Origin of the sequence: uncultured Nostoc sp., from assembly GCF_964245445.1 — a bacterium.
Lineage (GTDB): Bacteria > Cyanobacteriota > Cyanobacteriia > Cyanobacteriales > Nostocaceae > Nostoc.
Genome location: NZ_CAXTNE010000080.1, coordinates 17,690 through 28,784, shown reverse-complemented (window position 1 = coordinate 28,784; position 11,095 = coordinate 17,690). Strand labels below are relative to the sequence as shown.

Below are 11,095 nucleotides of genomic sequence, written 5' to 3'. Positions count from 1 at the left end.
ATTCTTGTCCTCCCCATTCCCAATATCTATTGGGCACAAATGCCTACTAGCTGCGTCAACTATCTTAATTTGTCTGCTTTAGTTTTTCTGGTGCAAAAGTTCCAGAAGCAGGGAACGAACAACTACCAACTCATCAATCCTGTACTAAGCATAAATACTTATAGACTAATGGTTAGTAGATTCAATCATCAAAACGAGCAATGGCATGTATGGGTAGTTAATGCATCATTCAAATTTATGAAATCATCTTTTATTGTTCAAAGTTGGCGACGACTACTCAAGTCTCTTTTTCCAATTCTCATTTTAATATCCTTTTTTACTGTATTGTTGGTGGATAGTTTCACTCCTACCATTGCACAGATACCCCGTCAGGAAATTCGCGGGGTTTGGATGACCACTAATGATTTTGACACCCTTAAAAATCGGGACAAAGTGCAGGATGCGGTGAGTCAATTACGCCAGATGAACTTCAACACTATCTATCCTGTGGTGTGGAATTCTGGCTATGTGATGTATCCTAGTGCGATCGCACAACGTGCAGGTATTCAACCTTTTGTCTACAAAGGTTCAGATGGGCATGATATTCTTTCAGACCTGATTAACCAAGCCCATCGCAAAGGATTGCTAGTAATTCCCTGGTTTGAATTTGGTTTCATGGCTCCTCCAACCTCAGAATTGGCAATGAATTATCCTGATTGGTTCACACAAAAGCGGGATGGTAGCCAAACTTCAATCAGTGCGGCTGGTGAGGTGATGTGGCTCAATCCATTCCATCCAAAAGTGCAACAGTTTATCACTAATCTAGTGCTAGAAACTATCACCCAATATGATGCCGATGGCATTCAGTTTGACGATCACATGAGTTTGCCTCACGAATTTGGTTACGACCAATATACAGTTGCTTTGTACACCAAAGAAACGAATAATCCTCCGCCAAATAATCCCCAAGATGCGGCATGGGTAAAGTGGCGGGCAGATAAAATTACGGCGTTCATGGTACAACTTAACCAAGCTGTAAAGCAGAGAAAACCCCAGGCGATTTTCTCTGTTTCTCCTAATTATTATGATTTTGCTTACAAGTTTCACCTGCAAGATTGGCTGGGTTGGATGCGGCAAAATATTGTGGACGAGTTAATCGTGCAAATTTATCGTCCGGATCTGCAAAGTTTTGTGGCTAATATTTCCCGCGCAGAAATTCAAGAAGCGCAACAAATAATTCCAACTGGAATTGGCATTATGACAGGGTTACGAAATAATCCAGTTCCCATGCAGCAAATTAAGTCTCAGGTGCGGGCTGCCCAAGAACGCGGTTTAGGCGTAACTTTCTTTTATTATGAAAGTCTTTGGAATGATGCTCTAGAACCTTTAAACGAGCGCCAAGCTGGATTTGCAACTTTCTTTCGATCTCCTGCACTCCGCGCCAAAATTGAATGAACGTGAGTTTGACGAAGCTAATAAGATTCACTTTCAAGATTTATGCAAAGGTAAGTATTTTCGTTATTGCAAGCGTTGGCGCAGCCTCTCGTAGAGAAGCGAAGTAATCTCGTCAAAACTGGGATTGTTTCACTAGGCTACGTTCCGCTTGCAATTTTTTATGGCTGATGGTATTGCGTAGCCGCTTTACGACTTATCGTACTTTTAAAAGAGCGAACGCCTAAAACAAAGTATTTATTAATACATTTAAATAGAAGTAAATATCCTGGTAATTAGTTAGACAGCGCTCTCGGATTGGGAATACTGACAATTAGGGTAATGGATTGCTGCAATCCGTTGAGGTAGACCTAGTTCCAACCTCTTCCCTAAAGCACAGTCTTTCTAGGATTTTACTTATATGAAAACCGTTCAAGTTGAATACGCAGGTCGAATCGAAGTTAAAAGGGGTGAGACTCCCAAAGAGCTATACTCCCACCAGAACGAAGCAATCAAAGCACTGAATGAAACTAATAAAGATGCCTTTGAAGGCTTACTAGTTCTACCCACAGGCGGCGGAAAAACTTTGACAGCAATTCACTGGCTACTACGTAACTTCATTAACAACAAGAAAAAAGTTCTATGGATTGCTCATCGTCATGAACTACTTGACCAAGCATTTGAGACACTTCGACTTAGTGCCTATTCATCATTATTGAGTAATGTATCAGGATTTAGATACCGCATTATCTCAGGTCATTCTAAACATGGACGACCTGTACACATTGAACCCAGTGATGACATCATTATTGCCAGTAAAGATAGTCTAAACAGTGGGCTTGATTACTTGTTGACAAACTGGATCGGTCACTTACAAGAAGTTCTTTTGGTAGTGGATGAAGCACATCATGCAACAGCTAAGACCTATCGTAAATTAATTAATGCTGTCAAAGATGATCTAAAGAAACGAGGTCATGAGAACGGCTTTCAAATGCTAGGGCTAACAGCTACTCCTTTCCGAACAGATGAGAGTGAAAAGAGTTTGCTAAAATTAGTTTTTCCCAAAGATATTATCTTTTCAGAACACCTAAGAAACTTAATTAATAGAGGAATACTTGCCGAACCTATTTTTGAAAATCTCAAAACGAAGATAGAGATAAAGAAAAAATTAACAGCCAGGGAAATAAAAAATATTGAAGACTTTGATAAGCTGCCAAAAGATATTGCTGAGGAGATTGCTAAATCTTATGAGCGGAACAAGATAATTGTTAGTCATTATATCAATAATCGGGAAAAGTATAAACCTCTTTTGATTTTTGCAATCGATATCATACATGCAATTGCCCTGAACAAACTGTTTAGAGATAAAGGAATTAATTCTGATTATGTTGTATCTTCAGTTCAAGATTTAACTACAGGTAGTACAGTTGCTGCAAAAGACAATAAAGAAAAAATACAAAAATTTAGAAATGGAGAGCTTGAGGTATTGATCAATGTAGAAATATTAACTGAGGGAACAGATTTACCTAACGTACAAACTGTTTTTCTCACAAGACCTACCGCGTCCACAATATTAATGACACAAATGATAGGGAGGGCTTTACGTGGGCAAAAAGCAGGCGGCACAGAAAAAGCCTATGTAGTCAGCTTTATTGATGACTGGGAAGACAAAATTAACTGGGTGAACCCAGAAAAGCTTCATTTTGAAGATGATGCAGAATTTATTGAGAAAGATATTCCATCAGGTAATAGAACTGCTCGGCTAATATCTATTGAGATGATCGAGGAATTCGCCCGTATCATGGATGAATCAATTGATACTACTGGGTTAGAAAAATTAGTATTTTTGAAAAGGATTCCTCTTGGAATTTATCGTTTTTCCATTCTTGAACCGTCTGAAGGATATGAGCCTAAGCCTACCAACTATGATGTGTTGTTATATGATGACACAGAAGAGGCATACGACAACTTTGTACAAGATTTGAAAGTTCTATTTCAAAGTATTGATTTACAAGACAGGGAAATATTAACCCAAGTAGAACTTGATCTTCTTTTGAAAATTGCAAAGGAAATTTATTTTCCTGACTATCAAACATTACTGGGCTATAGAGATGAAGATGTGAAAAATATCTTGCGTTTCTATGCTCACAATGAACAAAAACCAGAATTTCTAGCCTTCAGCGAGAGAAGAAAATGCGATTTATCTATTGTAGCAAGACATATCTACGACAATTCATTAGGCGGTAGAGCAGAAGCTGACTATATCAAATCACTTTGGAATGATGAAAACTCTTTTTGGCAAGTGCTATTCAGTTATAACAAGCTATATTTCATGAAGCAATTGGCTATTGAAATTATGAAGATTGCAGACCCAGACATATATGGTGATCGTATAGTCGGATCAATACCAACTGTAATTCCAGACACTATACCAATAGAGAAGTTAACTCTATATGAAATCAAAGAGCGAGATATTGTTGAATACAGAAAAATTAAAAATGCTGTATTCGCCAAGCAGACAGATGCAAAAGGGTTTATAACTTGTGCAGTCAGTGGAATTAAAAGCCAGATGCGGAGAGATTTTCAAATCGATCACATTAAACCTATGTCTCAGGGTGGTTTAACTACCATAGATAATCTGCAATTGCTGACACGTAAAGCCCATGTAGAGAAAACCCGTAGAGAAAATACAAGACGATAGTATTTTAGAGAATGTCTGAGAAGTATCAAATATTTGCTGATTTTTCCTTAAAAAATGGGTAATAAGAGTCTCAAAGTCCCCCTTTTTAAGGGGGATTTAGGGGTATCTCTAAGCGTTTGGTATATGCAAAAAAATTTTCAGACACCCTCTAAACCTTACTTGACTGAAAACAAGTTACTAAAAATTGTAGTTTGTGGCTTCTCTCCTAAAATTATGCTCTAAAATTTATCTAAATTCATTAAAGCCTTAGCTTATGCTTTTTACCGAACTCATACCGCTAGTTAAAGAATTATCCCACACTGATAAACTCTTACTAATGCATTTACTGGCAACCGAATTGTTGAAAGAATCAAGTTTAGTTCCATTGGATGCTCAGGAGAAAGTAGCAAGTCTTGGCTTATATGATTCTTTTGAGGCTGCTGCTGTTTTAGGGAAGGCATTAGCAGAAGAAAAAGCGGTAACACATGGTTGATAAAGTTAGATTTACATTTACTGAGGGAAATCCAAAACTCGGTACATTTAGTACGCTGCCTTATCTACCGCTAATTCTCACTTATCAGAATAGTTCTGTAAATGTATTAGACTTGCTAGATACTGTTTCTAGTGTCAACGTATTGCCCTACGAAATCGGGTTAAGGCTGGGAGCAGCTTTAAAATGTATGGTGTCACTCAAAAGAGACTTATGACTTTAACCCTTAACTTGCCACCAGAATTAGAACAGTATCTTGCACAACAAGCTAAACAGCAAGGGCTTTCTGTTGAAACATATACTTTGCAGATTTTGCAAAAATATATTCTGCCAAAAGAGAAACAGTCTAAGTTAGTTAATGCGCTTCAGTCTTGGATTGATGAAGGTGATGCTGATGAGCAGCAAGAAACAGGAGAGTACTTAATTCATGCCTTAGATGAGGATCGTTTATCTGATCGTAAATTATTCCCTGTTGAGTTAAAAGGTATAACTTGGTGAGTCAAGTTATTTTGTTAGATTCAGGGCCACTAGGTTTAGTTACAAATCCAAAGTTGTCTGCTGAAAGCCTTGCTTGTACTCAATGGCTGCAACTACTACTTTCCTCTGGCAGTCGAGTTATAATTCCTGAAATCGCTGATTATGAAGTGGGCGAGAATTATTAAGAGCAAACAAAGTTAAAGGTATTGCTCGCTTAGATGAATTAAGTCAACTTCTAGAATATCTACCCATCACAACAACTGCAATGCGTCAAGCTGCATTATTCTGGGCACAAGCTCGTCAACAAGGACAACCAACAGCTAGTGATAAGACGATTGACGGTGACATAATTTTAGTAGCCCAGGCTATAACTCTTAACGTTACAGATGTTGCGATCGCAACAACTAATGTTGGTCATTTATCAAGGTTTGTTTCAGCCGATTTGTGGCAGAACATTAAAACAAGTTGAGTGAAACCCAACATTATTTAGGTTAACGTTAGGTTTCACTGCATTCAATTAGCTTGATTAGGCGGTATTTCTTCAGGTAGTGCTTCCGCCGGGGGAGCGAGTACCGCATCCGGCGCAATTTCTTCTACAGGAATCGGTTGCTTCTCCTCAATTTCAAAGTCTGGTTGCGCTGCTTCCACCAATTCAGGAGATGGGGGATGTGGTGGAATCGCTTCCGGTACACTCTCGGTTTTGGCTTCGGTGTCAGTAGTAACTGTCTCCTCTGCTGGTTTTTCTGGTATGGCAGTAGTTTTGTCGATAATCTCAACAGTAGGTTTCTCTGCTAGTACAGAAGTAATGTTTTCAGGTTTAGGGGTTGTGGGTGTTTTTTTACTCCCAGTTTGTTGTACCTTGTCTTTCACACCACTGAAGGTGCTACCAAGACTTTTTTGCAACTGGCCCAGCCGTTCCTGAAGGGAGAACTTATTTACCTGTTCCTGAATGCCAGTTTTCACTGTCTCAGGACTGGGTACTTGGGTTTGTTGTGGCTGCGGGGTCAGTTGGCGACGTAATGATAAAGTTTGCCAGCCAAACCAGACCAAAAGAGCCACACTAGCCACATGACCCAGTAATAAACCCCCAGTAATGCGTGGTGCAAACACCCATAAAACTAAGGCGTAGAAAAGTCCTACACCACTCCAGATAAAGTCATTCTTGCGGTGGATTTCTGGAAAAAAGAAAGCTGCTATATAAATGGCTAAACTACCAAGACCGACCACCAAAGCTAGGACAAATGCCAGCATTATTTGGTTACTCCTTTCACTATTGGGGATTGGGGATTGGGTATTGGGTATTGAGTACTAGGAAAGAATTTCTCAGTCCCCAGTCTCTAATCCCCAGTCCCCAATCCCTTAATTAACAATTTTGCAAGTCAATTGTTGATTTAGATACAAATTAAAATTAATTATCCGTGTTAGTTGTGGATTTTTGTCATTTATTCAAGTCTTAAGGTCTTCTTTAGGAGAGAAGGGAAAATATCGGACTACCCTTAAAGTAAAAGGATCTGCAAGAGTTAGCCAGAAATTTTTTATGACACTACAAAGCTTTGGTGTGATTGGATTAGCCGTTATGGGTGAGAACATCGCTCTAAACGTGGAGCGCAATGGCTTCCCAATTGCAGTTTACAACCGCTCCCGAGAAAAAACGGATGCGTTTATGGCGCAGCGTGCTACAGGACGGAACGTCAAAGCCGCCTTTACTTTGGAAGAATTTGTTGCCTTATTGGAACGTCCCCGCAAAATCCTAGTAATGGTGCAAGCTGGTAAACCAGTGGATGCGGTGATTGCTCAACTCAAACCCTTGTTAGAGGAAGGCGATATCATTATCGACGGTGGCAACTCTTGGTTTGAAGATACGGAACGACGCACTCAGGAATTAGAACCCGCAGGGCTTCGGTATCTTGGTATGGGTGTCAGTGGCGGTGAAGAAGGAGCGCTAAATGGGCCTTCACTGATGCCTGGAGGTACAACAAGCTCTTACGAGTTTCTATCGCCAATTTTCAACAAAATTGCTGCCCAAGTCGATGATGGCCCTTGTGTAACCTACATTGGCCCTGGTGGTTCTGGCCACTATGTCAAAATGGTACATAACGGCATTGAGTACGGCGATATGCAGCTAATTGCTGAAGCCTACGACTTGCTAAAAAGTGTCGCAGGATTAGACAATAATCAGCTACATGAGGTGTTTGCTGAATGGAACACCACCGATGAACTCGATTCATTTTTGATTGAGATTACTAAGAATATCTTCCCATATATTGACCCAGAAACAAATAAACCCCTGGTGGATTTGATTGTTGATGCAGCAGGTCAAAAGGGAACTGGACGCTGGACTGTGCAAACTGCATTGGAATTGGGAGTCTCTATTCCCACAATTACAGCAGCAGTTAATGCCCGGATTATCTCTTCTATTAAAGAGGAACGGGTTGCAGCATCTAAAGTCCTCACAGGCCCCAGTGGCAAATATGACGGGCAAACTAAGGACTTTATCAATAAAGTACGTGATGCTCTCTATTGCTCAAAAATCTGTTCTTATGCTCAAGGGATGGCGTTGCTATCCACAGCTTCAAAAACATATAACTGGAATTTGGATCTGGGCGAAATGGCGCGGATTTGGAAAGGTGGTTGTATTATTCGCGCTCGCTTTTTGAATAAGATTAAGAAGGCTTTTAGCGAAAATCCAGCTTTGTCTAACTTGCTGTTAGCTCCCGAATTTAAGCAGACAATTCTCGACAGACAGACTGCTTGGCGGGAAGTGATTGCGACAGCTGCAACACTGGGAATTCCAGTACCCGCATTTAGCGCATCCTTGGATTATTTTGACAGCTATCGCCGCGATCGCTTGCCCCAAAATCTAACTCAAGCACAACGTGATTACTTCGGCGCACATACCTACCTACGTCTTGATAAGCCCGGAAGTTTCCACACTGAATGGGTACCCATTGCTGAAGCTAAGAAGTAAATTTTCACACATCTACACCAGGATATTGTGAAAAGTTAAAAAGTTTCAGAATACAGTTTTAAGGGTGGCTCTGAGTTTCAGAGTCACTTTCTTTTTAACGTAGACGCAAAGCGGTGAAGTAGCGCGGTCTTCTCCCAAGGGGAGACGCCAAGGGCGATGGGAGTTTCCCCCATGAGCAACTGCTGTTAGCGCAGCGTTAGCGACCTTAGGAGCGTCACCCGGAGGGCTTGCCGCAGAGGCAAGAGAGACGCAGAGCAAGAGATGAGGATAATAGCAATTATCTATTTTATCTTGATTTTAGGGGTTATTATTACCAAGATATTTGGCTTTTAATTCTTCTAATTCTTCATCTATTTTGTTTTTACTAGAAGGCCCAGATGTGGCAATTGGTGGTTGTATTTTATTCAGTTGAGGTTTGTTGCTACCCAAAAATTGGGTTTTCATTTCCTCTAGTTCTTGATCAATTTGACTAGGAGATGGCGATATAAATGTCGGTGGAGAATTGGGTGGCGATTGAGGGATGGGTTTTGCTGCAATCGCTGGCGTGGCTGCTACTTGCGACTGTTGATTTAAGTCTTTGAGAACTTCATCTACTGTTTGATAACGCCGAATTGGAATACTTTCTAGCATCTTGTTGAGAATACGACTCAACTGATTACTGACGGGAGTTTTTAAGTATTGCTGCCAAACCCAAGTATCGTTGTTGGTATCATAAGAATCGAAAGGCGATCGCTTAGTTAATAAATTAATACAAGTAGCCCCCAAACTGTAAATATCGCTGGCGAAAACAGCTCTACCTCTCATTTGCTCAGGGGCAACATATTCTGGGCTACCAATACTTGTACCAGTTTGATTTAAGGCATTGCCAGTGGCAGATTTAGCAGCACCAAAATCTACTAAAACTAATTTGCGATCGCTCTCGCGTAAAATAATATTTTCTGGCTTAATATCGCGGTGAATTACGTGTCTGGCATGGCAAAATTGCAAAACTGATAATAAATCGTTTAATAGTTGTCGGATTTGTATTTCATTGAAAGCACCTCTATGTGCCAATTCCTGGGCTAAATTTTGCCCGTCGATAAATTCTTGTACAAGATACTGCCGGCCGTCTTGGGTAAAATATGCCAGTAGTTCGGGAATTTGAGGATGTTTGCCCAATTCATCTAACTGCACTGCTTCTTGGTTAAATAACTCTACGGCTTTGGCAAGAGTGTTAGTGCCTTGGGCTTGGGGATAAAATTGCTTAATTACGCAGCGTGGTTTTGAGGGTTTATCCTCATCCACAGCTAAAAAGGTTTTGCCAAAACCACCTTGTCCGATTGGTTTGATAGCACGGTAACGTTCTTTGAGGAGTAACTTAGAACCGCAAGTCCGGCAAAACTTGACATCATTAGGATTTTCAGGCTTGGGACAATGGGGATTAAGGCAGTAGCTCATATAGGCGATCGCTCTTATATCTCTTTATTTTACTGGCCTTGAGAGTAGGGACTTTTGCGAATCCGTTAAACTATGAGCTATGTCTACGACGGGCTACGCTTACGCACTACTAACTCACTAGTACAGCGTGGCGGAAATCAAGCTACCATTTTAAAACTTGCAAAAGCCTTGATATACAAAACTTTTGACTTTTAACTTTTGAGAGCCAGTTGCTTCAAGTCGGCAGAGCCGGACGCCAGTCGCTCATGGGGGAAACCCCCATCGCCCTTGGCGTCTCCCCTTGGGAGAAGACCGCGCTGGCTCCCCAACGCACTGGCTCCTTTTTACTTCCACCTTGCGGTACTATCCTATACCTTCTATAACTGGATGGAAGTAGAAGGCGAACCCCAATACTGTATAAGCAGCTAATAATAAAGTGCCTTCGAGCCAATTGGACTTTCCATCAGAACTAATACTGTTTGCAATCAACACTGACACAACCACAGCTACTAATTCAAAGGGTTTGAAATCCAAATCCATTGGTTGACCCAATATCCGCCCTGCTATAACTAACACGGGCGCGACAAATAGGGCAATCTGCATACTTGATCCCACAGCTACCGAAAGGGAAAGATCCATCTTATCTTTCATCGCCACCGTGACTGCTGTGGCGTGTTCAGCCGCGTTACCGACGATGGGAACCAAAATTACCCCTGTAAACAGCGCCGTCAAACCTAGCTGAGATGTCGCCACTTCCAGAGAATCTACTAACATTTCTGACTCAATTGCCACTAGCAAGGTACATACTAGCAGCACGCCAACCCACAACGCCATATTTGGTTTACCATGAGATATTTCCTCTGCTTCTGCTTCTGCCTCCGCTACACCCACATCATAAAGATAGGAGTGGGTTTTCATCGAAAATAGCAGTGTTAGGGCATAAACCAGGATTAATACTACAGCAACAGCAATAGAAAGATTTTGCAGTGTTTGTTCGTTAATTCCTTGAGAAGTGTAATTCATCGCCGTTGGCATCAAAATCGCAATCACCGCCAAATTCATCGAAGCAGCATTTACCCGCGCCACAATTGGCTGAAATGTCTGTTCTTTGTAGCGCAGCCCCCCCAAAAGCATGGAAAAACCCATCACCAGTAGTAAGTTGCTAATAATCGATCCCGTAATACTGGCTTTGACTACATCTATTAACCCAGCGTTCAGCGCTACTAGGGCGATGATTAGTTCCGTAGCATTGCCAAAGGTGGCGTTTAACAAGCCCCCTAATGATGGCCCCACTACAACAGCAATTTCTTCTGTGGCTGTACCCATCCAAGCTGCTAAGGGCAGAATTGCTAATCCAGCTGTAATGAAAACTATCAATTCTCCCCACTCCAAAAAGTGGGCTGCTAAGGAAACTGGGATAAATAGTAATAAAATCAGAAGAATAATGTTTTTAGTTGACATTTGTTGTCTTAGGTTGAGGGCATCATTCACAGCGAGCAATCCTAAATTTTAAAGTTGGAGTGTTGAATTAAAAATTACTTTCACTCATCACTCCCATAGGATACTCTCAACCACCTGTAGAGCAATTCAGGAATTGTACTGTTTTCAGTTCACTGCGCTATATGTAAAATAAGATTACAATATAATGAGTTTT

Annotated in this window: 11 protein-coding genes; 8 read left to right on the top strand and 3 right to left on the bottom strand. The window is 41.0% G+C overall.

The features are described 5' to 3' along the window. Positions 1-237 precede the first annotated feature (237 nt). The 7 genes from ACFE90_RS15490 (at position 238) to ACFE90_RS15460 (ending at position 5,526) form a co-directional block, all read left to right on the top strand. Entirely contained in the window at positions 238-1,434 is a 1,197-nt protein-coding gene (locus ACFE90_RS15490) for a glycoside hydrolase family 10 protein (protein ID WP_375501949.1), read from the top strand. A gap of 397 nt (positions 1,435-1,831) precedes the next feature. Then, complete coding sequence (locus ACFE90_RS15485; protein WP_375501947.1) at positions 1,832-4,111, top strand: DEAD/DEAH box helicase family protein; 2,280 nt, start codon at positions 1,832-1,834, stop codon at positions 4,109-4,111. 253 nt (positions 4,112-4,364) lie between these two features. Continuing rightward, positions 4,365-4,583: a hypothetical protein gene (locus ACFE90_RS15480; RefSeq protein WP_375501945.1), complete on the top strand. Its 219-nt coding sequence runs from the start codon at positions 4,365-4,367 to the stop codon at positions 4,581-4,583. Continuing rightward, complete coding sequence (locus ACFE90_RS15475) at positions 4,576-4,797, top strand: hypothetical protein (protein WP_375501943.1); 222 nt, start codon at positions 4,576-4,578, stop codon at positions 4,795-4,797. Before ACFE90_RS15480 ends, ACFE90_RS15475 begins: the two co-directional genes overlap by 8 nt. Continuing rightward, entirely contained in the window at positions 4,794-5,078 is a 285-nt protein-coding gene (locus ACFE90_RS15470; RefSeq protein WP_375501941.1) for a hypothetical protein, read from the top strand. Before ACFE90_RS15475 ends, ACFE90_RS15470 begins: the two co-directional genes overlap by 4 nt. Continuing rightward, positions 5,075-5,242, top strand: a complete 168-nt coding sequence (locus tag ACFE90_RS15465) for a hypothetical protein (protein WP_375501939.1) — start codon at positions 5,075-5,077, stop codon at positions 5,240-5,242. The genes ACFE90_RS15470 and ACFE90_RS15465 overlap by 4 nt, the downstream gene beginning before the upstream one ends. 80 nt (positions 5,243-5,322) lie before the next feature. Next, on the top strand, positions 5,323-5,526 hold the full coding sequence (locus tag ACFE90_RS15460; RefSeq protein WP_375501937.1) for a hypothetical protein: 204 nt from the start codon (positions 5,323-5,325) through the stop codon (positions 5,524-5,526). A 44-nt stretch (positions 5,527-5,570) separates the two neighbouring features. Here ACFE90_RS15460 and ACFE90_RS15455 read toward each other — a convergent pair whose 3' ends face one another. Then, complete coding sequence (locus ACFE90_RS15455; RefSeq protein WP_375501935.1) at positions 5,571-6,308, bottom strand: Ycf66 family protein; 738 nt, start codon at positions 6,306-6,308, stop codon at positions 5,571-5,573. Between the two features lie 286 nt (positions 6,309-6,594). Here ACFE90_RS15455 and gndA point away from each other — a divergent pair, with 286 nt between their 5' ends. Further along, a complete protein-coding gene (gene gndA / locus ACFE90_RS15450) occupies positions 6,595-8,025 on the top strand; it encodes an NADP-dependent phosphogluconate dehydrogenase (protein ID WP_375501933.1) in 1,431 nt (476 codons plus the stop codon). A gap of 297 nt (positions 8,026-8,322) precedes the next feature. On the opposite strand, the gene ACFE90_RS15445 is transcribed toward gndA, so the two are convergent. Then, the gene (locus ACFE90_RS15445) at positions 8,323-9,462 is read right to left on the bottom strand and encodes a protein kinase (RefSeq protein ID WP_375501931.1); all 1,140 of its coding nucleotides are present in this window, start codon (positions 9,460-9,462) and stop codon (positions 8,323-8,325) included. A gap of 342 nt (positions 9,463-9,804) precedes the next feature. Then, positions 9,805-10,902, bottom strand: a complete 1,098-nt coding sequence (cax, locus tag ACFE90_RS15440; RefSeq protein WP_375501929.1) for a calcium/proton exchanger — start codon at positions 10,900-10,902, stop codon at positions 9,805-9,807. Positions 10,903-11,095: the final 193 nt, after the last annotated feature.